At 75.3% G+C, this 25,694-nt stretch carries 26 protein-coding genes; 15 read left to right on the top strand and 11 right to left on the bottom strand.

Going from position 1 to position 25,694, the window contains the following annotated elements; translation table 11 throughout:
* The first annotated feature begins 59 nt into the window (after positions 1–59).
* The 8 genes from ACGF0D_RS00385 (at position 60) to ACGF0D_RS00350 (ending at position 7,235) form a co-directional block, all read left to right on the top strand.
* Entirely contained in the window at positions 60–764 is a 705-nt protein-coding gene (locus ACGF0D_RS00385) for a glycerophosphodiester phosphodiesterase (protein WP_392913253.1), read from the top strand.
* Positions 761–976 (top strand): hypothetical protein, encoded by a 216-nt coding sequence (locus ACGF0D_RS00380; protein WP_392913251.1) that lies wholly within the window; start codon positions 761–763, stop codon positions 974–976. Before ACGF0D_RS00385 ends, ACGF0D_RS00380 begins: the two co-directional genes overlap by 4 nt.
* Before the next feature lie 106 nt (positions 977–1,082).
* Positions 1,083–2,183, top strand: coding sequence for an AI-2E family transporter (locus ACGF0D_RS00375; protein WP_392871297.1), 1,101 nt, complete (start codon positions 1,083–1,085; stop codon positions 2,181–2,183).
* A 59-nt stretch (positions 2,184–2,242) separates the two neighbouring features.
* On the top strand, positions 2,243–3,115 hold the full coding sequence (locus ACGF0D_RS00370; protein WP_392913249.1) for a virginiamycin B lyase: 873 nt from the start codon (positions 2,243–2,245) through the stop codon (positions 3,113–3,115).
* A 336-nt stretch (positions 3,116–3,451) separates the two neighbouring features.
* Positions 3,452–5,131: a cytochrome c oxidase subunit I gene (gene ctaD / locus ACGF0D_RS00365; RefSeq protein WP_392871669.1), complete on the top strand. Its 1,680-nt coding sequence runs from the start codon at positions 3,452–3,454 to the stop codon at positions 5,129–5,131.
* A gap of 117 nt (positions 5,132–5,248) precedes the next feature.
* Positions 5,249–5,782 (top strand): hypothetical protein, encoded by a 534-nt coding sequence (locus ACGF0D_RS00360; RefSeq protein WP_392871302.1) that lies wholly within the window; start codon positions 5,249–5,251, stop codon positions 5,780–5,782.
* Positions 5,783–5,917: 135 nt separating this feature from the next.
* Complete coding sequence (locus ACGF0D_RS00355; protein WP_392913247.1) at positions 5,918–6,634, top strand: response regulator; 717 nt, start codon at positions 5,918–5,920, stop codon at positions 6,632–6,634.
* 199 nt (positions 6,635–6,833) lie between these two features.
* A complete protein-coding gene (locus ACGF0D_RS00350) occupies positions 6,834–7,235 on the top strand; it encodes a pyridoxamine 5'-phosphate oxidase family protein (protein WP_392871308.1) in 402 nt (133 codons plus the stop codon).
* Positions 7,236–7,259: 24 nt separating this feature from the next.
* Here the strand turns inward: ACGF0D_RS00350 and ACGF0D_RS00345 are convergent, their stop codons facing one another.
* On the bottom strand, positions 7,260–7,841 hold the full coding sequence (locus tag ACGF0D_RS00345; RefSeq protein WP_392913245.1) for a TetR/AcrR family transcriptional regulator: 582 nt from the start codon (positions 7,839–7,841) through the stop codon (positions 7,260–7,262).
* Complete coding sequence (locus ACGF0D_RS00340; RefSeq protein WP_392913243.1) at positions 7,838–8,980, bottom strand: saccharopine dehydrogenase; 1,143 nt, start codon at positions 8,978–8,980, stop codon at positions 7,838–7,840. The genes ACGF0D_RS00345 and ACGF0D_RS00340 overlap by 4 nt, the downstream gene beginning before the upstream one ends.
* Before the next feature lie 38 nt (positions 8,981–9,018).
* On the opposite strand from ACGF0D_RS00340, the gene ACGF0D_RS00335 reads away from it, so the two are divergent.
* Positions 9,019–9,858 (top strand): alpha/beta fold hydrolase, encoded by an 840-nt coding sequence (locus ACGF0D_RS00335; RefSeq protein WP_392913241.1) that lies wholly within the window; start codon positions 9,019–9,021, stop codon positions 9,856–9,858.
* A 77-nt stretch (positions 9,859–9,935) separates the two neighbouring features.
* Here the strand turns inward: ACGF0D_RS00335 and ACGF0D_RS00330 are convergent, their stop codons facing one another.
* Complete coding sequence (locus tag ACGF0D_RS00330; protein WP_392871672.1) at positions 9,936–11,633, bottom strand: GAF domain-containing protein; 1,698 nt, start codon at positions 11,631–11,633, stop codon at positions 9,936–9,938.
* 612 nt (positions 11,634–12,245) lie between these two features.
* Here ACGF0D_RS00330 and ACGF0D_RS00325 point away from each other — a divergent pair.
* Together ACGF0D_RS00325 and ACGF0D_RS00320 are read left to right on the top strand one after the other, a co-directional pair.
* Positions 12,246–13,097 (top strand): universal stress protein, encoded by an 852-nt coding sequence (locus ACGF0D_RS00325; RefSeq protein ID WP_392871320.1) that lies wholly within the window; start codon positions 12,246–12,248, stop codon positions 13,095–13,097.
* 195 nt (positions 13,098–13,292) lie between these two features.
* Positions 13,293–14,300 (top strand): Acg family FMN-binding oxidoreductase, encoded by a 1,008-nt coding sequence (locus tag ACGF0D_RS00320; protein WP_392913239.1) that lies wholly within the window; start codon positions 13,293–13,295, stop codon positions 14,298–14,300.
* Positions 14,301–14,396: 96 nt separating this feature from the next.
* Here ACGF0D_RS00320 and ACGF0D_RS00315 read toward each other — a convergent pair whose 3' ends face one another.
* From ACGF0D_RS00315 to ACGF0D_RS00305, 3 genes are read right to left on the bottom strand one after another with little or no spacing between them, the layout of a single operon-like run.
* The gene (locus tag ACGF0D_RS00315) at positions 14,397–14,882 is read right to left on the bottom strand and encodes a copper chaperone PCu(A)C (RefSeq protein WP_392871326.1); all 486 of its coding nucleotides are present in this window, start codon (positions 14,880–14,882) and stop codon (positions 14,397–14,399) included.
* On the bottom strand, positions 14,879–17,116 hold the full coding sequence (locus ACGF0D_RS00310; protein WP_392913237.1) for a heavy metal translocating P-type ATPase: 2,238 nt from the start codon (positions 17,114–17,116) through the stop codon (positions 14,879–14,881). The genes ACGF0D_RS00315 and ACGF0D_RS00310 overlap by 4 nt, the downstream gene beginning before the upstream one ends.
* Positions 17,113–17,304, bottom strand: a complete 192-nt coding sequence (locus ACGF0D_RS00305; protein WP_392913235.1) for a hypothetical protein — start codon at positions 17,302–17,304, stop codon at positions 17,113–17,115. Before ACGF0D_RS00305 ends, ACGF0D_RS00310 begins: the two co-directional genes overlap by 4 nt.
* Positions 17,305–17,717: 413 nt before the next feature.
* On the opposite strand from ACGF0D_RS00305, the gene ACGF0D_RS00300 reads away from it, so the two are divergent.
* Together ACGF0D_RS00300 and ACGF0D_RS00295 are read left to right on the top strand one after the other, a co-directional pair.
* Positions 17,718–19,499 carry a TROVE domain-containing protein gene (locus ACGF0D_RS00300; protein ID WP_392913233.1) on the top strand — a complete coding sequence of 594 codons (1,782 nt, stop codon included), beginning with the start codon at positions 17,718–17,720 and terminating at the stop codon, positions 19,497–19,499.
* A 70-nt stretch (positions 19,500–19,569) separates the two neighbouring features.
* Positions 19,570–20,016 carry a hypothetical protein gene (locus tag ACGF0D_RS00295; RefSeq protein WP_392871334.1) on the top strand — a complete coding sequence of 149 codons (447 nt, stop codon included), beginning with the start codon at positions 19,570–19,572 and terminating at the stop codon, positions 20,014–20,016.
* A 4-nt stretch (positions 20,017–20,020) separates the two neighbouring features.
* Here the strand turns inward: ACGF0D_RS00295 and ACGF0D_RS00290 are convergent, their stop codons facing one another.
* The 4 genes from ACGF0D_RS00290 to ACGF0D_RS00275 all read right to left on the bottom strand — a co-directional run bounded on the left by ACGF0D_RS00290 (position 20,021) and on the right by ACGF0D_RS00275 (position 23,363).
* Positions 20,021–20,422, bottom strand: coding sequence for an NTP pyrophosphohydrolase (locus tag ACGF0D_RS00290; protein WP_392913231.1), 402 nt, complete (start codon positions 20,420–20,422; stop codon positions 20,021–20,023).
* A gap of 35 nt (positions 20,423–20,457) precedes the next feature.
* On the bottom strand, positions 20,458–21,408 hold the full coding sequence (locus ACGF0D_RS00285) for a PQQ-binding-like beta-propeller repeat protein (protein WP_392913229.1): 951 nt from the start codon (positions 21,406–21,408) through the stop codon (positions 20,458–20,460).
* Between the two features lie 64 nt (positions 21,409–21,472).
* The gene (locus ACGF0D_RS00280) at positions 21,473–21,886 is read right to left on the bottom strand and encodes a PPOX class F420-dependent oxidoreductase (RefSeq protein WP_392913227.1); all 414 of its coding nucleotides are present in this window, start codon (positions 21,884–21,886) and stop codon (positions 21,473–21,475) included.
* A 151-nt stretch (positions 21,887–22,037) separates the two neighbouring features.
* On the bottom strand, positions 22,038–23,363 hold the full coding sequence (locus ACGF0D_RS00275) for a D-alanyl-D-alanine carboxypeptidase family protein (protein WP_392913225.1): 1,326 nt from the start codon (positions 23,361–23,363) through the stop codon (positions 22,038–22,040).
* Positions 23,364–23,506: 143 nt separating this feature from the next.
* On the opposite strand from ACGF0D_RS00275, the gene ACGF0D_RS00270 reads away from it, so the two are divergent.
* Positions 23,507–23,704: a hypothetical protein gene (locus ACGF0D_RS00270; protein WP_392871349.1), complete on the top strand. Its 198-nt coding sequence runs from the start codon at positions 23,507–23,509 to the stop codon at positions 23,702–23,704.
* On the opposite strand, the gene ACGF0D_RS00265 is transcribed toward ACGF0D_RS00270, so the two are convergent.
* Positions 23,701–24,606, bottom strand: coding sequence for a TetR/AcrR family transcriptional regulator (locus ACGF0D_RS00265; protein WP_392913223.1), 906 nt, complete (start codon positions 24,604–24,606; stop codon positions 23,701–23,703). The genes ACGF0D_RS00270 and ACGF0D_RS00265 overlap by 4 nt on opposite strands.
* An 81-nt stretch (positions 24,607–24,687) precedes the next feature.
* Between ACGF0D_RS00265 and ACGF0D_RS00260 the strand changes: the two genes are divergently transcribed.
* Positions 24,688–25,539, top strand: a complete 852-nt coding sequence (locus ACGF0D_RS00260; RefSeq protein WP_392913221.1) for a siderophore-interacting protein — start codon at positions 24,688–24,690, stop codon at positions 25,537–25,539.
* Positions 25,540–25,694: the final 155 nt, after the last annotated feature.

The following is a 25,694-nucleotide window of genomic DNA, read 5'->3' as shown; positions in this document are numbered from 1 at the left end:
GCGGGAGTCTCGCTTTCTCCCCTGACTGAATCCGGGGGTATCCACCAATGAGGACTCCGATGAACACCGCAGCCAAGCCGCTCGCCGTCGCCCACCGCGGCGACCCGTTCCGCTTCCGCGAGAACACCCTGCCCTCCGTCGAGTCCGCGCTCGCCGCCGGGGCCGACGCCGTCGAGGTGGACGTCCAGCTCACCCGCGACCGGGTGCCCGTGCTGCTGCACGACCGCACCCTGGGCCGGCTCTGGGGCGACCCGCGGTCGATCGACCGGGTCACCGCCGAACAGCTGGAGGAGCTGCGCCGGGGCCCGCTCGCTGTCCCCACCCTCGCCGAGGCGGTCAAGGCGGTGGCCGCCGTCGAGGGCCGCCGGCTGCTGATCGACCTGGACGACGCCGGGCCGGCCGCGGCCACCTGGGAGGTGGTCACCGGCCTCGGCGCCGAACGGGCCGTCGCCTTCTGCGGCCCCACCACCGCCATGCTCGCGGTGCGCGAACTCAGCCCCGACGCCGAGATCGCGCTCACCTGGAAGCAGCCCCGGATGCCCGTGCGCGCCCTGCTGGACGACCTGCGCCCGCGCTACCTCAACCCGCCGTTCGGCCTGGTCACCCCCGACTTCACCGCCGCCGCGGCGGGCGAGGGGCTCGCCGTGTCCACCTGGACCGCCGACCTGCGCCGCACCATGCGCCGACTGCGCGACACCGGCGTCGCCTCCATCACCTCCAACCGGATCGGCGTGCTGCGCTCGGTGCTGGACGGCCGCCGGTGACCGAACCGGCCCTCGGGCGGCGGGCGCTCGGCCGGGTCCTGCCGGCCCGCCGGCACCTGCTCGCCAGCACCGACCTGGCGCCGGCCGCGCCGGTCCACCACCTCGGCGGCCGTCGGGCCGATCGGCGGGCGACGGAGGCCGGGGCGGAGCGGGTGCCGGCCTTCGCGGGGGCGGGTGAGGGCGGGTCCGTGCGGTTCGGGGAACCCGGGTAGCTCGTTCGGGTGCTCCCGGTCGATCCGCCGCGCGGGCCGTCGGAACCTCTGCTGAGCTGGGGCGGTTCGGAAACGTCGACGACCCCCGGCGGAGGTGGCCGTGCCCGTGGAGCGTGCGCCCGGTGAGGAGCCGCGGCCGGACCACCGCAGGCCGTACCTGATGCTGCCGCCCGCGCTGCGGCAGGCGGCGGCCTGGTCGCTGGCGGTGATCCTGCTGATCGCCGTCGCCTCGCTGGTGGTCTTCGCGCTGGTCGAACTGCGGGCGGCCACCGTGCCGTTCATCCTGGCCCTGCTCGGGGCCTCGCTGCTCCACCCGGTGGTGCCCTGGCTGGTGCGCCGGGGCGTCGGACGGAGCCTGGCCGCCGGGCTGACCTGCGCGGTGCTGGTGGCCGCGGTCGGCGGGGTGATCGCGCTGCTGGTCAACTCCCTGGTGCACAGCGCCCCGCAGATCGCCTCCTCGCTCCCGGCGGCCGGGCGGCGGCTGGCCGGCTGGCTCGGACCCTTCGGGGCGAAGATCGAGCACGCGCTGAGCAACGCCAGGGGCGAGACCAACTCGCTGATCTCCACCCTCACCAACGGGGTGCTCTCCGGGCTCGGCCTGCTCACCCAGGTGATCACCGGCGGGGTGCTGGCGCTCGCCCTGGTGTTCTTCTTCCTCCGGGACGGGCATCGCACCGGCGACGCCATCCGCGCCTACCTGCCGGAGCGCAGCGCCACCACCGTGATCGCCTGCGCGGAGCGGGCCTTCGAGGCGATGGCCGGGTTCATGCGCGGCACCACCCTGATCGCCCTGATCGACGCGAGCTTCATCACCATCGGCCTGGTCGCCCTCGGCGTGCCGGGTGCGCCGGGGCTCGGCGCGCTGGTCTTCATGGGCGCCTACATCCCCTTCGTCGGCGCGTTCCTGTCCGGCACGGCGGCGGTGCTCGTGGCCCTCGCCAACGGTGGCCTCGGTACGGCCCTGTGGGCGCTCGGCGTGGTGCTCGCGGTGCAGTTGATCGAGGGCAACATCCTCCAGCCCGTCATCCAGAGCCGCACGGTCGAGCTGCACCCGGCCACCATCATGGTCGCCGTGGTGGCCGGCGCCGGCATCGCCGGCATCATCGGCGCCCTGCTCGCCGTCCCGGTCTGCGCCGCCGGCATGGGTGTCGTCACCGTGCTGCGGGGCGACCGGGAGCGGGCGGGGAAGTCGCTTGCCGGGCCGTGAGTCGCCGTGTGATCATCACTAATGCGAAACAAGTCGCAATAGTGCTTGAGGGGGCGTTCATGGAGCTGATCGAGGTGGCCGGGGCGGGGGCCGGGCCGTACGGGGTGGCGGTGGGGGCCGACGGGGGTGTCTGGTTCACCCTGGTGCACGGCGGGGAGATCGGACGGCTGGCTCCCGACGGGGCGGTGGAGCGGTTCGGGCTCGGGGCGGCCGGGTGCGGGCCGGCGGTGATCGCGGCGGGGCCGGACGGGGCGATGTGGTTCAGCCGGTTGCGGGACCACCGGATCGGGCGGATCGACGCGGGCGGGGCGACGGCGTCCTTCGCGCTGCCGACGGCGGACGCCGGGCCGTACGGGATCGCCGCGGGGCCCGACGGGGCGCTCTGGTTCACCGAGTTGAACGCGAACCGGGTCGGGCGGATCACCGTCGACGGCGAGGTGACGGAGTACCCGCTGCCGGTCGACGGGGCCTTCCCCTCGCTGATCACGGCCGGGCCGGACGGCGCCCTGTGGTGCACGCTCCACCAGGCGGACGCGGTGGCGAGGGTCGCCACGGACGGCGAGGTGACCGTCCACCGGCTGCCCACCGGGGGCACCGCGCCGGTCGGGATCGCTGCCGGGGCGGACGGGGCGCTCTGGTACGTCGGGATCGGCGGCGGGCTGGTCGGGCGGATCACCGTCGACGGGGAGGTGACGGAGTACCCGCTGGCCGACCGCTCGGCCAGGCCGCACGCGATCGCGGCCGGGCCGGACGGCCGGCTCTGGTTCACCGAGTGGGGCGCCGGGCGGATCGGGGTGCTCACGCCGGACGGCCGACCGGACGGGTACCCGATCTCCGGCGAGCGCGCCGAGCCGCACGGCATCGCCGTCGCCCCGGACGGCACGGTGTACGCGGCGCTGGAGCGCGGGCAGATCGCCCGGCTGACGCCGTAGCAGCGCCCGACGGCCGGTCAGGAGGTCCCGGTCGCCCGGTCGGGAGGTCCCGGTCGCCCGGTCGGGAGGTCCCGGTCGGGGCCCGGGAACTCGGGCCCAGCGGCCCCGGGCGGGCGGGCCGAAGGGCCCTGGGGTGCGGAGGCGGCGAATTCGGATCATGGATCGCCATCCATTCGCACGACGTTCCGAAGGAGTGCGTCCTTGAGCGCCACCCAGGCACAGGGCGACCCCACCTCACCGCCAACGGCCATCCCCGCGGGGACGGTCAGGGCCAGGAGGCCCGGCTCGGCCCTGGTCAGGCTGCTGACCACCACCGACCACAAGACGATCGGCACCATGTACCTGGTGTCATCGTTCGCGTTCTTCCTGATCGGCGGCATCCTCGCCCTGGTCATGCGCGCCGAGCTGGCTCGTCCCGGGACCCAGATCCTGTCGAACGAGCAGTTCAACCAGGCGTTCACGATGCACGGCTCGGTGATGCTGCTGCTGTTCGCCATGCCGCTGTTCACCGGCTTCGCCAACTGGATCATGCCGCTCCAGATCGGCGCCCCGGACGTCGCCTTCCCGCGGCTGAACATGCTGTCGTACTGGCTGTTCATGTTCGGCTCGCTGATCGCCGCGGCCGGCTTCGCGACCCCGCAGGGCGCCGCCGACTTCGGCTGGTTCCTCTACGCGCCGCTGTCCGACGCGATCCACTCGCCCGGCGTCGGCGCCGACATGTGGATCATGGGCGTGACGCTGTCCGGCTTCGGCAGCATCTTCGGCGCCGTCAACTTCATCACCACCATCATCTGCATGCGCGCGCCCGGAATGACCATGTTCCGGATGTCCATCTTCTGCTGGAACGTGCTGCTCACCTCGGTGCTGGTGCTGCTGGTCTTCCCGGTGCTGGCCGCCGCGCTGCTGGCGCTGGAGTGCGACCGCAAGTTCGGCTCCCACGTCTTCGACCCGGCCAACGGCGGGGCGATGCTCTGGCAGCACCTGTTCTGGTTCTTCGGGCATCCCGAGGTGTACATCCTGGCGCTGCCGTTCTTCGGGATCGTCTCCGAGGTCATACCGGTGTTCAGCCGCAAGCCGATGTTCGGCTACGCCGGCCTGATCGCCGCGACGGTGGCCATCGCGGGCCTGTCGGTGACGGTGTGGGCGCACCACATGTACGTCACAGGACAGGTCCTGCTGCCGTTCTTCTCCTTCATGACCTTCCTGATCGCCGTCCCGACCGGGGTGAAGTTCTTCAACTGGGTCGGCACCATGTGGAAGGGCTCACTGAGCTTCGAGACCCCGATGCTCTGGACGGTCGGCTTCCTGGTCACCTTCCTGTTCGGCGGCCTGACCGGCGTGCTGCTCGCGGCCCCGCCGATCGACTTCCACGTCTCCGACTCGTACTTCGTGGTCGCGCACTTCCACTACACGCTGTTCGGCACCGTGGTCTACGCGATGTTCGCGGGCTTCCACTTCTGGTGGCCGAAGATGACCGGCAAGAAGCTCGACGAGCGGCTCGGCCGGATCACCTTCTGGACGCTGACCATCGGCTTCAACGCCACCTTCCTGGTCCAGCACTGGCTGGGCGTGGAGGGCATGCCGCGCCGCTACGCCGACTACCTGGCCTCGGACGGCTTCACCACCCTGAACACCGTCTCGACCATCGGCTCGTTCCTGCTCGGCCTGTCGATCCTGCCGTTCCTCTACAACGTCTGGAAGACCGCCAAGTACGGCGAGAAGGTCACCGAGGACGACCCGTGGGGCTGGGGCCGCTCGCTGGAGTGGGCCACCTCCTGCCCGCCGCCGCGGCACAACTTCGTCAAGCTGCCGCGGATCCGCTCCGAATCCCCGGCCTTCGACCTCCACCACCCGGACATCGCGGCCCGGGACATCCTGGAGAACAGCGGCAAGCCCGCCACGCACCTGGGTGACGTGGAGCCGGCGAAGTACGACCGGCCGCTGAGCCGGGCGGACCGGGCGGCCGCCGCCGTCGCCACCAAGGACCCGGACGCCGGGCCCACCGAGGGCGGCTGATCCCGCCCCCCGAACGCCGTCCCCGCCCGCGTCGCTGCCCCCGGGCGGGCGGGGACGGCCCCTCCGCTCCTGATCTCTCCCCTCTCCTCACCCCTTCGTGACCAGGAAGGCCGGGTCGTGAACCACACCGTTCTCGCCATCGGCACCGCCGCCCTCACCGCGAGCGGCTGTGTCTGGTACCTGCCCGCCATCGCCGACCTCCAGGCCGGCGCCGACCGGCCCCGCTCCACCCGCACCGCCGCCGCGGCGTGCGTGCTGTGGTGGGCCGGGCTCGCGCTCGCGGGCGGGCTGCTGCTCGTCATCACGGACTGGCGGCCCGCCGCGCAGGTCGCGCTCGCCGGACTGGTCGGCGGCGCGGCGCTGCGGCTGCGGGCCCTGTGGGACCGCCGCCGGGAGGTGCGCGAGACGGCGGCCCGCTGGGCCGCCCTGGACGCCGGGCCCGCCCCGCGCTCCAACCGCCCGCCGGCGCTGGCCCTCGCCGGGTGGCTGGTGGTCGGTACGGCCGTCGCCCTGCTCGGGGCGGTGGCCATCCTGCTGTCCGGCGGCGGCGAGGTCGTGCCCAGGGTGGCGCTCGCGGCGGTCAGCGGCGCGGGCGTCGCGCTCGCCTTCCTGCTGATGGGGCTGGGCAACGTCCGGCGGCAGGGGCGCTGAGACGCGCCCGCCGGCCGGGTCCTGTGTCCCGGTCGCAATGGGGCCCTTGGGCCCTGGGCCGGCCGGCGGGCCGTGCGGGATGATGCCCTGGGCCCCGCTGGGAGTGTGCGGGGGTGACGAAGGTGGAGCCGCGTGATGGCGACCAAGACGGAGGGTGCCGAGGCCTCGGCACCGGTCCGGGTGTTCCTGCTGGACGACCACGAGGTGGTGCGCCGCGGGGTGCACGACCTGCTGGACGGCGAGCCGGACCTGGAGGTGGTCGGGGAGGCGGCGACGGCCGAGCAGGCGCTCGTCCGGGTGCCCGCGCTGCGGCCCGACGTGGCCGTGCTGGACGTCCGGCTGGGCGACGGCGACGGCGTCTCGGTCTGCCGTGAGCTGCGCTCGCGGATGCCCGGCCTCGCCTGCCTGATGCTGACCTCCTTCGACGACGAGGAGGCGCTGCTGGACGCCGTGATGGCGGGCGCCGCCGGATACGTGCTCAAGCAGATCAGCGGGACCGACCTGGTCGCCGCCGTCCGCACCGTCGCCTCCGGGCGCTCGATGCTGGACCCCGGCGCCGCGACCCGCCTCCTCAACCGGCTGCGCAGCGACGCCGAGCCCGCCCAGCCGGTGACCACGGGACCCGGCCTGACCGTGCGCGAGCAGGAGGTCCTCGAACTCATCGGCGAGGGCCTGACCAACCGGCAGATCGGCGAGCGGCTCTACCTCGCCGAGAAGACCGTCAAGAACCACGTCTCGCGGCTGCTCGCCAAGCTCGGCGTCGAGCGGCGGGTGCAGGCCGCCCTGATCGCCACCGAACTGCGCCAGGCCGCCGCCCCGCAGTCCTCCGGGCTGCGCTCCGGCCGGTACTGACCCGGCCGTTCGCGGCTGTCCGGGCCCGTTCGGCGTTGTCCGGGCCCGTTCGGCGTTGTCCGGGCCCGTTCGGCGTTGTCCGGGCCCGTTCGGGGCCGAACGGGCCTTCGGTCCCGGGGTCGGCGGTCCTCGGGGCGGGGCCCTCACCGGGACCATCGGCCCTCGCGACCGGGCCCGGGCCCGGGCGAGCATCGCTCGCATGAACCGCGACCACGTCCCGTCCCCCCGGCCCGTCCCGTACGACCTTCCCGAACTCCGCGAACTCGACCGCAGGCGCTCGCTGGAGCTGCTGGCCAGGGCCGACGTCGGCCGGGTGGTCTACACCGTCGACGCCCTCCCGGCCGTCCTGCCGGTGCCGTTCCGGCTGGGCCCCGGCGGCGTGCTGCTCTCGGCGCCGGCCGGCTCCGAACTGGCCCGGGCCGTCGACGGCGCGGTGATCGCCTTCGAGGCCGACGAGGTGGACGGCCGGGACGGCTCCGGCTGGTTCGTCACCGTCCTCGGCCGCGCCCAGGTCCGCCCGGCCACCAGGAGCACCGATCCGGGCGACACCGTACGGATCCGGATCCGCCCGGAACTGGTCATCGGCCGCTGTCTGGCCTGAGCCCGGCCCGGGCCCCATCGCGGGTCACGGCCCCAGCAACGTCTTGGCGGTGCGCAGGAGTTCGGCGTCCGCCGCCGCGTCCGGGCGGCCGGCCAGGCCGGAGCGGAAGAGCGAGGCGCCCTCGACGAGCATGATGAACACCCGGGCTCGGGCGTGCCGTTCCTCCTCCGCCAGGGCCGGGTGCCGTTCGGCGAGGAAACAGGCGACCAGATCCCGGTAGCGGTCGTAGAAGGCCTGGACGGCGGCGGCCACCGAGGGGTCGTGGGCGGCCAGTGCCCACAGTTCGGCGAACAGCCGGACCAGCCGGACGTCCTGCTGCTCGGCGAGGAGTTCGCGGATCAGGGCGTCCTCCTCGCGGGCCGGATCGAGCAGTGGGTCGAGCCGTTCCACCGAGCGGCCCAGGACGCGTTCCAGGACGGCGGCCACCAGCTCGGCGTGGGTCGGGAAGTAGTGCTGGAGGTGGCCGAGGCGGACGCCCGCGGCGGTGGCCACCGCCCGCATGGACAGTTCGGTGCCGCCCGCGGTGACCAGCAACTCCTCTGCTGTGTCGAGTAGTTGCTCCCGGCGCTGGGCGCCCTTGCCGCTCAGGCCGCGGACGCTGCTCATGCCGCCGCCTCCGTGTCGCGCCGCTCGTCGGCGGAGGTGACCGTGACGGTGACGTTCAGTGCCGCCAGGTCCGCGAGCACCTGTCCGGGGCGCGGGGTCTGCTCCGGGAAGGCCACCCCCTCGGGCGGCGGGGCGCCGTCCGTACCGAGCGCCCGGCGCAGCGCGAGGAGGGCGCCGACGGCGGTGAGCCGGGCCTGGCCGGCCCGGTCCTCCACGGTGGCGGTGAGGGCGCGTCCGCCGTGGCCGACGTCGGTGCGCAGCAGGGCGGTGCCGCCCTCGCCGGGGGAGTACAGCAGGGCGCGGCGGGCCGGCTCCCAGCGGTCGCCGCGGCCCCAGCGGAACAGACCGACGCGCCGGGCCGCCAGCAGGGCGGTGGTGGAGGAGCGGGAGCTGAAGCCGATCCGGGTGGCGGCGGTGGTGGTGCCCAGGGTGAGCGGGAGGGTGAACTGCTCGGGGGTGTCGATCCCGGCGACCAGGGTCGGGGCGTCGCCGATCCGAACGGTCCGCGGGCGGCTGAGCGGGGCGACGGAGCGGCGCCGGCCGTCCTGCACCACCTCGTAGTCGAGCCCGAGGCGGTCCATGAACTCCACCGAGTCGGCGCCGGCCCGGTCCGCGAGGTCCCAGCGGATGGCGGTCTCGATCCGCTCGGCCCCGCCGAGGCGGTCCGCCAGGGCGGCGGCGACCAGGCTGGTCACCCCGCCCATCCAGGCGGAGGAGAGCAGCACCGGGGCGGTCGGGCGCAGCAGGGCGGCGAGGGTGGCCGCGCGCTGGAGCCGGGCGGTCCAGCGGGTGACGTCCACGTACGGGACGCCCGCGCGGACGGCGGCTCGCAGCACCCGGTCGTCCGGGTCGTTGACCACCCCGACCACCGCCCGGACGTCTGCGGTGAACGGTGCGGGGTCGCTGAGGTCCCAGCGGCGGGCGGTGGCGTCGTCGAGTTCGGCGGCGAGGGCGGCGCCGCGTTGCTCGGAGCGGCCGGTGAGCAGCAACGGCCAGGCGGGGGCGGCGAGTCGGGCGAGTTCGGCGCCGACGGTGCCGTAGCCCCCGACCAGCAGGACGGGTCCGTCGGGGTTGTGGCCGAGGCGGTCGGAGGGGAAGGTGGGGTGCGCGGGGCCGTCGGAGACGGGTTCGATGCTCATGCGGACAAATATAGGTCGTCTGACCTAAAATTGTCGTCATGACTGAATCCACCGCTACCGGTTCCCCTGACGACCTGCGCTCCTTCGACAGCGGCCACGGCCGCCTCGCCCACCTCGACGCCGGTACGGGCGAACCGCTGGTGCTGCTGCACGGCGGCCTGCTGGACCACCGGAGCTGGGCGGACCAGCTCCCCGCCCTGCTGCCCGAGTACCGGGTGATCGCACCGGACACCCGCGGCCACGGCGCCTCCGCCAACGCGAGCCGGCCGTTCCGCCCCGCCGACGACCTGGCCGACCTGCTGCGCCACCTCGGCCTCGGTCCCGTGGTCGTGGTCGGGCTCTCCATGGGCGGGACGATCGCCCTCGACCTGGCCCTCGAACACCCCGAGCTGGTCCGCGCGCTGGTGATCAGCGGCAACGGCACCGGCGAGTCCGAGTTCAAGGACCCGTGGCTCGGCGAACTCCGCGACGAGCAGAACGCTGCGCTGGCCGAGGGCGACGGCGAGCGCTGGCTCGACTCGTTCACCCGCCTCGCCTCCGGGCCGCACCGCCGCCTGGACGAGGTCGATCCCGAAGTGGTGCGCCGGCTCAAGGAGATGACCCGGAACACCGTCGCCAAGCACACCCCCGACGAGCCCCAGTACCTGGTGCCGGTGACGGACACCTGGAAGCGGCTGACCGGGATCACCGTCCCGCTGCTGGCGATCAACGGCGGCATCGACTCCGTGGACCACATCGGCCTGGCGGAGCGGGTCGTCCGCACCGTCGTCGACGGGCGCGCGGTGATCGTCGAGGACACCGGGCACTACCCGAACATGGAGCGGCCGGAGGAGTTCAACGCCCACCTGCTCGGCTTCCTGCGCGCCCTGCGGGGCTGACGGCCCGGGCCCGTCGGTGGGCGGCCGGCACCCGGTGGCGGGCCTCCGGCGGTGGGCCTCCGTGTCGGGAGGGGTCCTCAGGACCCGATCGGGGCCTCCCACACCAGCCGGGTGCCGCCGCCCTCGGCCGGGTCGACGGTGAAGGAGCCGCCGGCCCGGTCGGCGCGCTCGGCGAGGTTGCGCAGCCCGCTGCGCCGCCCGCCCTCGGGCACGCCGACACCGTCGTCCGTCACGGTCAGCACCACCCGCCCGGCCAGGGCGCGCAGCGTCACCTCGACCCGGGACGCCCGGGCGTGCCGGGCGGCGTTGCTGAGCGCCTCGGCGAGGACCGCGACCACGTGCCCGGCCAGCTCCTGCGGCACGTCGGTGTCCAGCAGGCCCTCCATGCTCAGCCGGGGCGGGAACCCGAGCGTGCCCTGGGCCTCGGTGACCACCCGGGTGGCGCGGGCGCGCAGGCCGCGGTCCGGCTCGCTGTGGGCGCGCAGGCCGAAGATGGTCGAGCGGATGATCTTGATGGTCTCGTCCAGGTCGGCCACCGCCCGGGCCACCCGGTCCGCCGCGGCCTGGCTCTCGATCAGCCGGCCCGCGCTCTGCAGCGTCATCCCGGTCGCGAACAGCCGCTGGATCGCCAGGTCGTGCAGGTCCCGGGCGATCCGGTCCCGGTCCTCCAGAAGGTTCAACTGCTCGGCGTCACGCCGCCGTTCGGCCAGCTCCAGGGCCAGCGCGGCCTGGTCGGCGAAACCCAGCAGCGGGCCGGTCTCCTCCGGCCCGAAGGCCGGCTGCCCCTGCGCCCTGGCCAGCAGCAGCACGCCCCGCCCGTACCCGGCACCGGTGCCCAGCGGCACCGCCACCGCCGCGCCCAGCCCGTCGAAGCGGCCCGCCGGGCCGGCCTTGAACCGGGCGTCGCAGGCCAGCTCGTCACTGGTGGCCGGCGAGCCGGAGGCGTACGCGGCACCGGACAGCGTGCCGTCCACCGGCACCGTCACCCCCAGCCGCGCCGACGGCGTGCCGCCCAGCGCGACCTCCACCGTCAGCTCCTCGGCCCGCTCCTCCGGGCCGGCCAGCGCCACCGAGACGTCCGCCAGCTCGGCGCCCGAGATCTCCCGCGCCCGGCGGGCGATCAGCTCGACCACCTCCAGCCGCGGCGCCCCCGACAGCAGGCTGCGGGTGATCTCCGTGCTCGCCCGCAGCCAGCGCTGGCGCAGCTGCGCCTCCTCGTACAGCCGGGCGTTGTCGATCGCCACGCCGGCCGCGACCGCCAGGGTGGCGATCACCGCCTCGTCGTCCTCGTCGAAGTCCAGTCCGCCGCGCTTGTCGGTCAGGTAGAGGTTGCCGAACACCTCGCCGTGCACCCGCACCGGCACCCCCAGGAAGGTGTGCATCGGCGGGTGGTTCGCCGGGAAGCCGATCGAGGCCGGGTGGTCGGACAGCACCGGGCAGCGCAGCGGCTGCGGCTCGCGGATCAGCTCGCCCAGGATGCCGCGGCCCGACGGCGGTGGGCCGATCTCGGCGATCTCCTCCTCGGTCAGGCCCACCGTCAGGAACTGCGACAGGGTGTGCCCGTCCGGCCCGATCACCCCGAGCGCCGCGTACCGGGCGTCCACGAGGTCGGCCGCCGCCTCCACGATCCGGTGCAGTGCCTGCGCCAGGTCCAGCTCCCGCCCGACCGCCAGCACCGCCTCCAGCAGGCTGTGCACCCGGTTCTGGGTGCCGCGCGCCGCGTCGATCCGCCCCTGGAGCTCCTCCAGCAGCTCGTCCAGGCGCAGCCGTGGCATCCGCGCGCCGCCACCCGTCGCGCTGCCGTCCGCTCCGCCCACCGCTGTCCTCCTCGTCGTGCCGCCCTGACCGGCCCGTCCACCGTCCGGACGTGCCCCATCCGCCCTGCGGACGGCCGCTCCCACCGCCCGGCCCGGCTCGGGCGCCGTCCGACCAGCGGGAATGTCCATTACACGATAGACCGAACGGGGGACCCGACACCGGGCCGGGGAGGGATCCGGGCGGCCGACGGGCCCGAGGTGTCAGTGGCGTGTGCCGGCCTTCCGGTGGGCGCGGGACGGAACGGGACGGAACGGGACGGCGGTGAGGTGGTGACGACGCGGGGCGGAACGGGACGGCGGTGAGGTGATGACGACGCGGCAGGACGCCGTGGGGAGCGGGGCGGTGGGAGCCGGGCACCGGCTGCCGTGTCATTGGTGGGGACGGCGGGGTCGGCCGTAGGCTCCGTCGGGCGGGGCCTTTCGTCCCGCCGCAGGGGGTCCTGCGGCCTCTGCCGCCGGTCCTGCGTCGCTGCAAGGGTGGGGGAGGAGCGGACGGGGCGTCAGAACGCACCGCGGCCCGCACCGAACCGCCGAGCGTCGACAGCGTGTCGACAGTGTGGAGGAACTCTCATGACGTCAACCGTGCTGGCCGGGGTCGACGGCTCGCCGCAGAGCACCGCGGCCGCCCACTGGGCCGCCGCCGAGGCGGTGCGCCGCGGCGCCTCGCTGCGCCTGGTGCACGCCTGGCCGTGGCTGACCGACGGGGTGTCCTCCTTCGCCGAGCAGGACGACCTGCCCGCGGCCGTCCGCCGCACCCTCGCCGAGGCCGCCGAGGACGTCCGCCGCCTGCACCCGGACCTGATCGTGGAGACCGACGCCGTCCTGGACGCGCCGGTGGACGGTCTGGTGGCCGCCGCCGCGGAGGCGGAGCTGCTGGTGCTCGGCTCGCGCGGCCGCGGCGGCTTCACCGGCCTGCTGCTCGGGTCGGTCAGCATGTCGGCGGCCGGGCGCAGCAGCGTGCCGCTGGTCGTGGTGCGCGAGGAGGGCGAGGCCGGCGAGGGCGAGGTGGTGGTCGGCGTCGACGCCCACACCCCCGAGACGGAGGTGCTCGACTTCGCCTTCCGCGAGGCGGCCCTGCGCGGCGCCCGGGTCCGGGCGGTGCACGGCTGGGACCTGCCGCCGGTGTTCGGCTACGCGGGCGGCGCCGTCCCGGCGGCCGAGCTCGCCCAGCTGGAGGCGCTGGAGGCCAAGCTGCTCTCGCTCGCCCTGGCCGGCCCGCGCGAGCAGCACCCGGAGGTCGAGGTGGTCGAGGACGTGCAGCTCGGCGCCGCCCGCGCCCTGGTCGAGGCCTCCGCCGGAGCCGCGCTGGTCGTCGTCGGCCGTGGCCGCCGCCCGATCGAGATCGGCCCCCGGCTGGGCCGGATCGCGCACGCCGTACTGCACCACGCCGAGGCCCCCGTCGCGGTCGTCCCGCACGGGTGACGGAGCGGCCCGTCCGGTGGATCCGCCCCCGTCCCGGATCCACCGGACGGGCCCGATGACGGGCCGAAGGAGGGGCCCAAGGGCCCTGTCCTCGGGCACCACAGGGCGCGCACGCTCGGAAGCAGCGGGACCTCCTGGCGGGTGCGCGTGCCCGGAGGCGAAGCCGACGCCCCGCGGTTGAAGGAGTGGATCGCCATGACGCTCGACCCGGCTCTCACCCAGATGCTCAGCGCGGCCGACCTGCGCCTGCTCGCCGCCGCCGGCGGCGCGGCGCCGTCGCTGCACAACAGCCAGCCCTGGCGCTTCGTGCCGACCCCGGACGGGCGCGGGCTCGCCGTGTACGCCGACACCGCGCGCTCCGTACCGCTGGCCGACCCGGTCGGTGCCGCCGCGCACATCGCGGTCGGCGCGGCCCTGTTCAACCTGCGGGTGGCGGCCGGGCAGCTGGACCGGGAACCACTGACCCGGCTGCTGCCGGACGCCGACGAGCCCGAACTGCTCGCCGTGCTCGACCTCTCCCGCCCGGCCGCCGCGCTCACGCCCTTCGGCCGGGACCTCTACCCCGCCATCGCCGCCCGGCACTCCAGCCGCGAGCCGTTCGCCCAGCGCGACGTGCCCGAGGCGGTGATCGGTGAGCTGATCGACGCCGCCCGCGAGGAGGGCGTCACGCTGGCCGCGCTGGAGGAGGAGGGCGTACGGCGGGTGGAGGCGCTCACCGCCGAGGCCGAGAGCCGCAACGCCGCCGACCCGGGCCGTGCCGCCGAGTCCCGGGCCTGGCTGCGGTCCGACGACGGCACCGCCGAGGACGGTATCCCGCACGCCGCGCTCGGCCCGCAGGACCACGACGCCCGGGTGCCGATGCGCGAGTTCGGCGGCCGCCCGCCGGAGGCCCCCGCGCAGCCGTCCCAACGCTTCGAGGCGCTGCCCCAGCTGTGCACCCTCACCACCCCCGGCGACGGCCCGCTGGACTGGCTGCGCACCGGGCAGGCGCTGGAGCGGGTCTGGCTGCTGGCCACGGCGCACGGCGTCCGGCTCTCCATCTGGCACCAGGCGATCGAGTGGCCGGACACCCGCTGGGCGCTGCGCGACCCGGACACTGGGCCGGGCCACGTCCAGCTGGTGCTGCGGGTCGGCTACGGCCCGTCCGGCGCGGCCACCCCGCGCCGGACGGTCGAGGAGACGCTCGGGGAGCGGCCTTCCTGATCGCTGCCCCGAGTCGGTGGGAGTGGCCGGAGCCGACAGGAGTGGCCCGGGCCGGTGGGAGCGGCCCGGGCCGTCGCCGTCGCTCGTCGCGGTCGCTCAGCGCGGTCGCTCGGCCGCGGGCAGCACCCGGGCGCCGAGCCGCAGCGGCGGGCTGTGGCGGAAGGTGAGGGTGAACTCCACCCACTGGCCGGCCCGCAGCGGCGGCGGGTCGGCGATCATCAGGTCCGCGTCCTCCGGGGTCATCCGCAGCTCGCCGCGGCCCGGCACCGGCAGCGCCGACGCCGGCTCCCAGCGGCCCGCCGCACCCTGGTGCAGATGCCGCTTCGGGGTGATCCGGCCGCCGAACTCCCAGCTGGCGCCGGTCAGTTCGTCGGGCACGTCGCCCGGGTTGCGGACCGTGAAGAAGGCCGCCGTGGCGGCGGACGCGCCCGCCGTCGGCAGCAGCACCCAGCCCGGCCCGGCCTCCACCGGGCGGGTGCGGCCGGCCCCGCCGACCGCCGTCCACCCGGTGAGCAGGACCAGCGCCAGTGCCGCCGCGCCGACCGGCGGGCCCGCCACCCCGAACCTCTCGGACAGCTTCACCGGCGTCCCCCTCGGCTCTTGCCCCGGCCCGGCTCCCAGGTGCGCAGCCGCAGGCTGTTGCCCACCACGAGCAGCGAGCTGAGCGACATGGCGACCGCCGCCAGCATCGGGTTGAGCAGTCCGACGGCCGCCAGCGGGATCAGCACCAGGTTGTAGCCGAAGGCCCAGAGCAGGTTGGCCCGGATGGTCGCCAGGGTCTGCCGCGCCAGCCGTACGGCGTCCACCACCGCCTCGATGTCGCCGCGCACCAGGGTCAGCCCGGCCGCGCCGACCGCGGCGTCGCTGCCGGAGGCCAGCGCCACCCCGAGGTCCGCCGAGGCCAGGGCCACCGCGTCGTTGACGCCGTCGCCGACCACCGCCACCGTCCGTCCGGCGGCGCGCAGTTCGGCCACCACCTCGGCCTTGCGCTCGGGGGAGGCCGAGGCGTGCACCCGCTCGATGTCCAGCTCGGCGGCCACCGTCCGGGCGGCGCCGGGGCCGTCCCCGGTCAGCAGGACGGTCTCCAGGCCCAGCCCGCGCAGCCGGTGGAGCGCCCGCCAGCTGCCCGGGCGCAGCGTGTCGCCGACCGTCAGCACGGCCGCCGGCCGTCCGTCCAGCTCGACCACGACGGCCGTGCGGCCGGCCTTCCCGGCCCGCGCGACCGCCTCGGCCAGGTCCGGCGGCAGGACGGTGTCGTCCGGCCGCACCACCCGTACGGCCCGGCCCTCGACCGCCCCGGACACCCCGAGCCCGGTGGCGGCCCGGAAGCCCTCCACCGCGGGCAGCGGCCCGCAGCGCTCCCGCGCCGCCTGCGTGACCGCCCGGCCGATCGGGTGCTCGGAGCGGTGCTCGACCGCGCCGGCCAGGCGCAGGGCCTCGTCCCGGGTGAGGCCGCCGGTGGTGGTGACGTCCGCCAGTTCCATCCGGCCGGTGGTCAGCGTCCCGGTCTTGTCCATCACCACCGTGTCCACCCGGCGCAGGCTCTCCAGCACCTCCGGGCCGCGCACCAGCACGCCCAGCTCCGCGCCCCGCCCCGTCGCCGCCAGCAGTGCCGTCGGCGTGGCCAGCCCCAGCGCGCACGGGCAGGCCACCACCAGCACCGCGACCGCCGCCGTCACCGCCGCCTGCGGGGCCGCGCCCGCGCCCAGCCAGAAGCCCAGCACGCTCGCCGCGACCGCCAGCACACAGGGCACGAACACCCCGGCCACCGCGTCCGCCAGCCGCTGCGCCCGCGCCTTGCCGGCCTGGGCCTCCGCCACCAGGGCGGTGATCCGGGCCAGTTGGGTGTCCGCGCCGACCGCCGTGGCCCGGACCACCAGCGCACCGCCGACGTTCACCGTCGCACCCGCCACCACGTCCCCGGGGCCGACCTCGACCGGCACGCTCTCCCCGGTCAGCAGGCTCAGGTCGAGCGCCGAACCCCCTTCGACCACCACCCCGTCGGTGGCCACCCGCTCGCCCGGCCGCACCACGAACTCCTGCCCGGGCAGCAGCAGCTCGATCGGCACCAGTCGCTCCTCGCTGTCCGCCCCCCGCAGGCACACCTGCTTGGCGCCCAGCTCGGCCAGCGCCCGCAGCGCGGATCCGCTGCGCCGGCGCACCCGGCCCTCCAGCAGCCGCCCGGCCAGTACGAACAGCGGCACGCCGACCGCCGCCTCCAGGTACACGTGCGCGGTGCCGCCGCCGTCGGCGGTCAGCGAGAACGGCATCCGCATGTCCGGATCGCCGGCCCCGCCGAGGAACAGCGCGTACGCCGACCAGCCGAAGGAGGCCACCACGCCCAGGCTGACCAGGGTGTCCATGGTCGCCGCCGCGTGCCGCAGCCCCTGCCAGGCCCGGCGGTGGAAACCGGCCGACCCCCAGGTCACCACCGGGACGGCGAGCGCGAAGCAGACCCACTGCCAGGCGGTGAACTGCGCCGACGGCACCATCGACAGCACCAGCACGGGGACGGCCAGCAGGGCGGTGACCAGCAGCCGCCACCGGTCGTCCGGCTCCTCGGCCGCGACCCCGACCGGCGCCCCCGCGGGCAGCGGCTCGGCGGTGTAGCCCGCCCGCTCGACGGCCGCGACCAGCTCCGCGACCGGCACCCCGGCCGGATGCAGCACCCGGGCCCGCCCGGTCGCCAGGTTCACCCCGGCCGTCACGCCCTCGATCCGGGCCAGCCGCTTCTCGACCCGGCCCACACAGGCGGCGCAGGTCATCCCGCCGACCGCCAGATCGGTGGCGACCACGGGCTCGGCGACGGCGCTCATCGCATCCCGCCCATGTCGTGCCCGCCCATCCCGGGCGAGGCGCCGCCCCCGCTGCTCGGCCGCAACCCGGGCGCCACCGGCCCGACCTGCCGTCCCACCCCGTAGGCCACCACGAACACCACCACCAGCAGCAGGACGAACCCCGCCAGCACACTCAACGGCCGGACACCCGGCGACTTCGCACTCACGTCCCAGCAGTCGGACGGGCACCGCGATCGGTTCCCGTACGGTCCGAAGTCGGAGCGCCGATCAATTCGGATGACGGCCGCGGCCCGAGCGGGTAGCGTCCCGGACGGCGCCTCCCGATGCGCCCCGGCCCCGGTTACTTCCTGACGAAACCAAGTGCACCCGGTGCCACTTCTGATCCCGGGAGGCGCCCGCTTCAGCCCGTGCCCGCTTCAGCCCGTGCCCGTTTCGGCCCGTGCCCGTTTCGGTCCGTGCCCGTTTCGGTCCGTGCCCGTTTCGGTCCGTGCCCGCTTCAGCCCGTGCCCGTTTCGGCCCGTGCCCGATTCGGCCCGCACCCCGCACCCCGCACCCCGCACCCCGCACCCCGCGCCTGCGCGCCCGCCTCAGCCTGACCACCCACCAGGGGGACCTCTGCATGACCCGGTTCAACCGCCAACGGACCAAGGCCGCCACCAGGGCCGAGATCCAGCGAGAACTGCCGGGACTCACCAGGCGAGGCGTGTCCTCCCCGCTCGCCACCGGCGACCTGTGGCCGATTCCGGCGATCGAGCACCTGCGCTCGGCACCGCCCCCCGTCGTCCGCAGGGCGGGCACCGCGAAGGCCGCCCCGGGAGCGGCGGTCACCAACCACCAGGGCGGCACCGGCCACCTCCGGGAACCGAAGGAGGAGCTGTTCCTGCTGGCCGTCACCCACCTGTACGGACAGGAGAGCTTCTACGAGGCGGCCGCCGAACGCGACGAGCGCTACCGGCGACTGATCCGCGAGCACGCCGTGAGCGACCCCGAGTGGACCCTCGACCTGCTGCGCCGGCTGCGCACCGAGTTCCGCATCCGTACCGCCGCCCTGGTCGGCGCCGCCGAGTTCGTCCACGCCAGGGCCGCGGCAGGAGCCGCCGGACACTCCCGGCAGGCCGTCGACGCGGTGCTCCAACGCCCCGACGAGCCGGGCGAGTTGCTGGAGTACTGGACGGGCCGGTACGGCCGCCGGCTGCCCCAGCCGCTGCGCCGGGGCATCGGCGACGCGGTGCGCCGGCTCTACACCGGCCGCGCCCTGCTGAAGTACGACACCCCCTCGCACCGCTTCCGCTTCGGCGACGTCCTGGAGCTCACCCACCCCGCGCCCGACCCGGACAAGCCCTGGCAGGGCACACTGTTCCGGTACGCCCTGGACCGCCGTCACCACCCGGACCGCGCCCAGCCGCCCGCCGGCGAGCACCTGCTGAGCGCCCACCACGCGCTGCTCGCCGTCCCGCGGGCCGACCGCCGCGCGCTGGTCACCGAGCCCGGCGGCGCGCGGCGCCTCGCCGACGCCGGGATGACCTGGGAGGCACTGGCCGGCTGGCTGCATGGCCCGCTGGACGCCGCCGTCTGGGAGGCCGTCATCCCCTCGATGGGCCTGATGGCACTGGTGCGCAACCTGCGCAACTTCGACCAGGCCGGGGTCGGCGACGAGGTGGCGGCGCGGGTGGCCGACCGGATCGCGGACGACGAGGAGGTTCGGCGCTCCCGGCAGTTCCCGTTCCGGTTCCTGGCCGCCCACCGCGCGACCGGGTCCTCGCGCTGGTCCGAGGCGCTGGAGAGCGCCCTCGGCCACTCGCTGGCCAGGGTTCCCGCGCTGCCCGGCCGCACCCTGGTGCTGGTGGACCGCTCGGGCTCGATGTTCGACCGGCCGTCGGCCCGGACGCGGCTCAACCGGGCGGACACGGCCGCCCTCTTCGGCACCGCGCTGGCCCTGCGGGCCGAACAGGCCGACCTGTTCCAGTTCGGCACCGGCAACCGGGCGGTCGAACCGGAGCCGTCGGTGCTGGGGACCCTGCGGCTCTTCCGGAACATGGGCGGCACCGACACGGCCGCCGTGGTCCGCCGGCGCTACCGGGAACACGACCGGGTGGTCGTGGTGACCGACGAGCAGGCCCACCAGTCGCGGGCCGACCCGTTCGCCTCCGTCCCCGAGGACGTTCCGGTGTACACGTGGAACCTCGCGGGCTACGCCACCGGCCACACCGCCCCGGGCCCGCACCGCCACACCTTCGGCGGGCTCAGCGACGCCTCCTTCGAGCTGATCCCGCTGCTGGAGAGTGGCCACCCCGCCGGCCACCCCTGGGAGCGGTCGGCTCCGTACACCGCGCGGCCGGTGACGGTGGCGCCCGGGCCGGTGTCCTCCGGGCAGGCGTGCTCTGTCGGTGGGGCGTCGTAGGTTTGCTCCGTACGTCGAACACCAGGCGTACGACCGAGGGGCACCGAAGGGGGAATCAGCGGTGAAGCGTATGAAGAAGCACAGCTTCGTGGCGGTGGCGGGGGCGGTGGGGGCGGTTCTCGCCGTCGCCGGGACGGCGGTGGCGGAGCCGGCCACGGGTGGGGCCGCGGCTCCCGTCAGGGCTCTGGGCCAGCCGGGGACGGGCGAGATCCTGCCGCACCCGGGGCCGGAGGGGCTGCTCTGGATACCGGACTGGATCGGCGACGGCGGCGCGGTGTCGGCCTCGGTGAACCCGTCGCTGCCGTTCACGTTCACGCTCGGCTGCCGTGGCGGAGGCTCGGTGGACGTGCACATCGGCGGCGAGGCGCCGGCCGACTTCACGGTCCAGTGCCCGGCGGACTCCACCGGCATCGGCTCGGTGGAGGTCCCCGCCCGCCCGGGCCGGGACCTGCTGTTCACCGCGCACACCTCGGACCCGTCCATCCACTGGGGCATGTACGCCGTCCAGGCCGACTGAGGTCCTACAGCCGCACGCTGCGCGGCCCGGTGACGGTGGCGCCCAACGCGCCGACCCGGGCCCGCAGTTCGCGGTCGGCGGTGGCGACCAGGCAGGTGCGGGCAGGGTGTCGGGCCTTCTCGCCCCGGACCAGCTCCACGATCCGGTCGTCCCCGCTCCCGCTCGCCTCCACCACCCGCACCCCCGGCACCCCGGCGACACCCCGGGCCGCGCCCTCCACCACCAGGACCACCTCCAGCGGGCCCGGCAGCTCCGGCACACCCCGCCCGGCGACGGCGACCAGCGCGTCCCGCAGCCGCTCGGCGGCGCCCCGCCGGTCCCGCCACCAGCCGTCCGGCACCGATCCGACCACGTTCGCGCCGTCGACGACCAGCAGGGGGAGCGGCGCGGCCTCGTTCTCGTCCATGGCCGTCAGCCTGCCACCCCCGCCCGCGGGACTCCTCAGGGAGTGGCGGTCCGGCGGACCGGGTGGCCCGAGGAGTCGGTGGTGAGCCAGGAGCCGTCACCGAGCGGCAGGAGGTCGTACGGCTCCGCCGTGCGGGCGTCGAACTCGCCCAGGATCCGGCCGGACCGGGCGTCGACGAGGTAGTGCCCGAACCAGTCCTGCTCGTCCTCGGTCTCGCCGACGAGGGTGGCGACGAGGGTGTCCGCAGTCAGGTAGCCGCCGCTCCACTCCAGGTAGACGGCTTCCGGGTCGTGCCCGAAGTCCTCGGCCGTCAGGGTGAACGCCACCTCGCCCCCGGGGAAGGCGTGCACGGCGAGGTCGTTCTGCGCGTGGTCGACGGTCAGGAACCGGTGGCCGTCGGGCGAGAGGTCGATGAGGCACCGGTCGACCCAGGGGTAGCCGACGAGATCGATCCGACCGTCGGCCAGCGACGCGTGGTGGACGACCGTGCCGTCCTGCCCCTCGCCCACGTTGAGGAAGATCCGGCCGCTCGCCGGGTGCGGCAGCTGGATGCCGCCGTGCCCGGCCGTCTCCAGGTCCGTCCGGGCGAGGACCTCTCCCGTCGCGGCGTCCACGGCGACCCACTGGTCCGGCCGGTCGCGGCCCGCCAGCACGTCGGGCCGGTAGACCCAGAGCACCCGTCCGTCCGGGGACAGCTCGCAGGCGGGCCGGTGGCCGTGGACGGGGTGCGCCTGCGGCTCGAACCGCGACCGCCAGACCTCGGCGCCGTCCGCCGTCGCCACGCAGACGGCGGCGTCGAGCGTCGTGTAGTAGGCGTGCCGGAGGTCGGCGGCGACGGTGTGGCCGACGACCTCGTCCCCGGCGGCCGGCCGGCAGGCCACGGCGGGCGACAGCACGCCCACGGCGTCGGGGGCGGGGGCGTAGGCGCAGACGAGTCCGTCGACGAGCCGGGTGGTGGGCCGAACGGGGCGGGGAGAGGAGGCCATCCCCGGAGGCTAGCGAACCCGGTCCCCCGCCCGTCCGTCCGCCCGGGCCGGTCCCCGGTCGGGGTCAGTCCGTGAGCGTGATCCGGATGCCGACGGTGCCGCGCTCGCCGCGCCGCAGCCGGCTGCCGAGCAGGGTGAGCACGCCGAGCAGGCCGTACTTCTGACGCAACAGGGTGCGGTAGGCGGAGGTGCGCTCGGGGCCGAGGATCTCGGCGGTGGCGGGGTACTGCTCGCCGGTCGGGCGGCCCTTGACGTCGCACGGGCCGACCAGCACGTCGGCGTGGTTGCGGATCCGCTTGACCTTCCAGGAGTCCGCGACCGTCCAGACGCCCAGCGCCTCCCCGTCGCGCACCACCCACACCGGGGTCGGTACGGCGGTGCCGTCCTTCTTGTACGTGGTGACGAGCAGGTAGCTCCCGGCGGAGAGCCGGACGATCCGGTCGAGCCGGGCCGCGGGGGAGGAGTCGGGCGTGGTCATGGCCGGAAGTCTAGGGCGTGTCTGACAATGCCCGCCTGGCGCGAATTGTCAGACACGCCCTGGGGCCGGTCGGCGCGGGACACCCTGCGGGGCCGTCCGGCGAACGACGGTCACCGGCGGGCGGCCCGCCAGGCCGGGATGTCGGCCTCGGTCACCGGGGTCCGCGGCCACGGGCGGTACGGACCAGGGCGCGGGCCCGGCGGGTGAGGTCGCGCGGGCCGTGCCCGCCGACGCCGGTGGCGCCGCCGCGGGCGGTCGTGCCGCCGCCGGACCCCGGGGCGGCCGCGGATTCGCCCGGCGCTGTGCGGCGGCGGGCGGCGACCCGGGAGATGACCCAGGCGACGAGGGCGGTTCCCAGGATGGCGGCGGTCCAGACGGCGGGGGCGAGGCCGGGGCCGGATCCGCCGGCCACCGGCGGGCGGGACCAGGGCGGCAGCTGCTCGTCGGTGTCGGACCGGCCCTGGGCCGTGGCGCTGGGGGAGAGCGCGGCGGTGTCGTCGACCAGCTTGCCGACCGGCTGGACCTTCCCGGCGGCCGCGAAGCCCCAGTCGAGCAGGCTGGCGGCCTCGTCGTACACCGCGCCCTGCACCTTGGGGTGCATCACCGTCACCAGCAGGGTGCGGCCGTCGCGTGCGGCGGCGCCGGTGAAGGTGGCGCCCGCGTTGGTGGTGTAGCCGTTCTTGACGCCGATCAGGCCGGGGTACTTGCCGAGCAGCCGGTCGGTGTTGGCGATGTCGAAGCTGATGCGCTGGCCGGTGATCTTGTCCAGCCCGCCGGGGAAGCGCGCGGTGCGGGTGGAGCAGTAGGAGCGGAAGTCGGCGTTGCGCAGCCCGGCCCGGGCGAAGAGCGTGAGGTCGTAGGCGGAGGAGACCTGGCCGTCCATGTCGTAGCCGTCGGGGGAGATCACCTTGGTGTCGCGGGCCTGGAGCGTCCGGGCGCGCTCCTGCATCTCGGCGACGGTCCGCTGGATGCCGCCGTTCATGTGGGCGAGCACGTGGACGGCGTCGTTGCCGGAGCTGAGGAACACGCCCCGCCAGAGGTCCTCGACCCGGTACGGCAGGTTCTCCTTGACGCCGACCAGGCTGCTGCCGACGCCGAGGCTGGCGAGCTCGGCCGGGGTGACCTGGTGCTCCAGCGCCCGGTCGAACTTGGGCAGCACGGTGTCCGCGAACAGCATCTTGAGGGTGCTGGCCGGAGGCAGCGGCAGGTGGGCGTCGCGGGCGGCGAGCACCTCGCCGGTGGACGCGTCGGCGACCAGCCAGGAGCGGCCGGTCAGCTCGGACGGCAGCGCGGGTGCCCCGGCCAGCGGCGCGACCTGGACGGCGGTGCGGCCGAGCCGCTCCCCGCCCACGGCGGGGACGGCGTCCCGGGCGAGGGCGGACGGGGCGACGGCGGTGAGCACCAGGGCGGAGGCGGCGGCGCCGGCCGCGACCCTGGTGACGGAACGTTTCTTCTGCGCCGCGTGGGTGGGGAGCACACGGCGAACGTACCCGGGCCGCCGCCGGGGCGCCGGGCCTGCTGCTCCGTCCGGAGCCACGCGGGGCGGGGACGACTTTGGTGGCGCCGGACCGCACCGAAAGTCGGATGTCCGGCCGTGGGCGGCTTCCTAGGCTCGGGAGCATGAAGACCCTGCTCGGCTACCTCGGTTTCGTGTTGATCGTCGGCGGCGCCTCCGGCCTGGTGTCCGGCTGGGTCGCCGGCTTCCGGCTGTTCGGTTTCGTCCGGTTCCTGGTGCCGGAGGGCCACGAGACCGCCGGGTACGCCGTCCTGGTGGCGCTCGGCGTCCTGCTGGCGATCCCCGCCGCCCGGCGGGGTTAGGCGGTCTCCGAAGGGTCCTCCGCCGACGGCTGCCGCGCCGACGGTTCCCCCACCGACGCTTCCCCCGCCGACGGCTGCCGCGCCGACGGTTCCCCCACCGACGCTTCCCCCGCCGACGGCTGCCGCGCCAACGGTTCCCCCACCGACGGCTGCCGCACCGCGATGCCGTCGAGGAGCACGGCGAGCCCGCTGCGGAAGGCCTCCCGGTGGCTGTCCTGCGGGGCGCCGCCGCCCGTGCTCTGCAGGGCCACGAGCAGCGGGAAGCGTTCCGCGAAGTCCGGTGCCAGCTCGGCGAGTCGGGCGGAGCGGCCGGCCCACCACTCCTCGTCGGCGACCCCGGTCGCGGCCGCCGCGCCGCGCGCGTCGGCGGTGGTGGCGGCCAGGCCGCGGACGAACTGCCAGAGCGCGGCGACCGCCCCGCGCAGCCGCAGCGGCGACAGCCCGGCCGGTCGCAGCGCGCCCAACAGCGACTCCATCGCGGCCAGTTCGGCCGGGCCGAGGACCGGGCGGGCCTGCGAGACCTGGAGCACCCAGGGGTGGCGCAGGTAGCAGGCGTACAGTTCCTCGGCCCAGGCGGTGACGGCATCCCGCCAACTGTCCGACGCCCGCTGCCCGGTGGGGATTTCGGCGAGCGCCCGGTCGTGCATCAGGTCCAGGAGTTCGGCCTTGCCGGGCACGTAGGTGTAGAGCGCCATCGCGGTCCGGCCGAGCCGTTCGCCCACGGCGCGCATCGAGAGCGCGGCCATGCCCTCGGCGTCGGCGACCGCGATTCCGGCGGACACGATCGCGTCCACGCTCAGGCCGGGCTTGGGGCCGCTGCGCCCGGCGCGCGGTTCCTCGGGTGCGCCCCAGAGCAGGGCGAGTGAGCGGTGGGCGTCGCCCTGCCCGGCGTAGACGGTCATCCGGCATCTCCTTATGGCGTAAAGTATCGTCGCGACGGCAACTCTTTATGCCGTAAGGTTATCAATCGAAGGGGTTTCGCGATGACATTGCCCGTCACCTTCGTCGAGGTCGTCGAGGTCCGCCGGATCACGCCCCGCACCGCCCGGATCACCTTCGCCGCCGAGGAGCTGTCCGACACCGTCGGCACCGTCCCCGACCAGCAGCTCAAGCTCTGCTTCCCGCGCCCCGGGCAGCGCGAGCCGCTGCTGCCCGCCCGGCAGGACGACCCGATGGACTGGTACCGGGCCTACCTGGCGATCCCCGAGGAGCAGCGCCCGCTGCTGCGCAGCTTCACCCTGCGCGGCCGCCGCCCCGGCACCCGGCTGGTCGAGATCGACTTCGTGCTGCACGGTGACACCGGCCCGGCCGCCGCCTGGGCGCTGCGCGCCGCGCCGGGGGACCGGCTCGGGATGGTCGGCCCCTCCGCGCTGTACGCCCCGCCGGTGCCGTTCGCCGAGACTGCGGCCGCCGCCGACTGGGTGCTGCTGGCCGGGGACGAGACCGCGCTGCCGGCGCTCGCGACGCTGGTCGGGGCGCTGCCCGAGGGGGTGCGGGCGTACGCGTGGATCGAGGTCGCCGACCGGGCGGAGCGTCAGGAGCTGGCGAGCCGCGCCGAGCTGGAGGTGGTGTGGCTGTACCGCGACGGGGCGGCTCCGGGCGCCGTGCTGGCCGAGGCGTTTCCGAGCGGCGTGCTGCCGGCCGGCGAGCCCTTCGTCTGGCTGGCCGGGGAGGCGGGGGCGGTCCGGGCGATCCGGCGGCACCTGGTCGAGCGGGAGGGGGTGCCGAAGCAGAACATCGACTTCACCGGCTACTGGCGCCACCGACTGACCCAGGACGACGCGCCGACCGCCGAGGACCTGGCGGACGCTCAGGAGCGGGCGGCCGGGTACTGACCAGGGGGAACGGGGCCGGATCCGCTCGGGGCCGATCGGCTGAAAGATGTGGATTCGGCCCGATTTCCTCCCTGAATTTTACTGATTGATGGTCAACTTTACTTTCTGATGGGGATTTACCCCCTTGTCGTGATCCTCTCAGGTGCGTTGGAATG

The sequence above is a fragment of the Kitasatospora sp. NPDC048298 genome, assembly GCF_043201465.1.
GTDB lineage: Bacteria > Actinomycetota > Actinomycetes > Streptomycetales > Streptomycetaceae > Kitasatospora.
The sequence above is the reverse complement of the archived record's forward strand: the minus strand, read 5'-3'. Positions and strand labels throughout refer to the sequence as shown.

Excerpts from the sequence above, each read along its gene's own strand:
- ACGF0D_RS00385 (WP_392913253.1), top strand. The coding sequence starts at position 60 with ATGAACACCGCAGCCAAGCCGCTCGCCGTCGCCCACCGCGGCGACCCG.
- ACGF0D_RS00370 (WP_392913249.1), top strand. The coding sequence starts at position 2,243 with ATGGAGCTGATCGAGGTGGCCGGGGCGGGGGCCGGGCCGTACGGGGTG.
- ctaD (WP_392871669.1), top strand. The coding sequence starts at position 3,452 with ATGTACCTGGTGTCATCGTTCGCGTTCTTCCTGATCGGCGGCATCCTC.
- ACGF0D_RS00355 (WP_392913247.1), top strand. The coding sequence starts at position 5,918 with ATGGCGACCAAGACGGAGGGTGCCGAGGCCTCGGCACCGGTCCGGGTG.
- ACGF0D_RS00350 (WP_392871308.1), top strand. The coding sequence starts at position 6,834 with ATGAACCGCGACCACGTCCCGTCCCCCCGGCCCGTCCCGTACGACCTT.
- ACGF0D_RS00345 (WP_392913245.1), bottom strand. The coding sequence starts at position 7,841 with ATGAGCAGCGTCCGCGGCCTGAGCGGCAAGGGCGCCCAGCGCCGGGAG.
- ACGF0D_RS00340 (WP_392913243.1), bottom strand. The coding sequence starts at position 8,980 with ATGAGCATCGAACCCGTCTCCGACGGCCCCGCGCACCCCACCTTCCCC.
- ACGF0D_RS00335 (WP_392913241.1), top strand. The coding sequence starts at position 9,019 with ATGACTGAATCCACCGCTACCGGTTCCCCTGACGACCTGCGCTCCTTC.
- ACGF0D_RS00330 (WP_392871672.1), bottom strand. The coding sequence starts at position 11,633 with ATGCCACGGCTGCGCCTGGACGAGCTGCTGGAGGAGCTCCAGGGGCGG.
- ACGF0D_RS00325 (WP_392871320.1), top strand. The coding sequence starts at position 12,246 with ATGACGTCAACCGTGCTGGCCGGGGTCGACGGCTCGCCGCAGAGCACC.
- ACGF0D_RS00320 (WP_392913239.1), top strand. The coding sequence starts at position 13,293 with ATGACGCTCGACCCGGCTCTCACCCAGATGCTCAGCGCGGCCGACCTG.
- ACGF0D_RS00310 (WP_392913237.1), bottom strand. The coding sequence starts at position 17,116 with ATGAGCGCCGTCGCCGAGCCCGTGGTCGCCACCGATCTGGCGGTCGGC.
- ACGF0D_RS00300 (WP_392913233.1), top strand. The coding sequence starts at position 17,718 with ATGACCCGGTTCAACCGCCAACGGACCAAGGCCGCCACCAGGGCCGAG.
- ACGF0D_RS00295 (WP_392871334.1), top strand. The coding sequence starts at position 19,570 with ATGAAGAAGCACAGCTTCGTGGCGGTGGCGGGGGCGGTGGGGGCGGTT.
- ACGF0D_RS00290 (WP_392913231.1), bottom strand. The coding sequence starts at position 20,422 with ATGGACGAGAACGAGGCCGCGCCGCTCCCCCTGCTGGTCGTCGACGGC.
- ACGF0D_RS00285 (WP_392913229.1), bottom strand. The coding sequence starts at position 21,408 with ATGGCCTCCTCTCCCCGCCCCGTTCGGCCCACCACCCGGCTCGTCGAC.
- ACGF0D_RS00280 (WP_392913227.1), bottom strand. The coding sequence starts at position 21,886 with ATGACCACGCCCGACTCCTCCCCCGCGGCCCGGCTCGACCGGATCGTC.
- ACGF0D_RS00270 (WP_392871349.1), top strand. The coding sequence starts at position 23,507 with ATGAAGACCCTGCTCGGCTACCTCGGTTTCGTGTTGATCGTCGGCGGC.
- ACGF0D_RS00265 (WP_392913223.1), bottom strand. The coding sequence starts at position 24,606 with ATGACCGTCTACGCCGGGCAGGGCGACGCCCACCGCTCACTCGCCCTG.
- ACGF0D_RS00260 (WP_392913221.1), top strand. The coding sequence starts at position 24,688 with ATGACATTGCCCGTCACCTTCGTCGAGGTCGTCGAGGTCCGCCGGATC.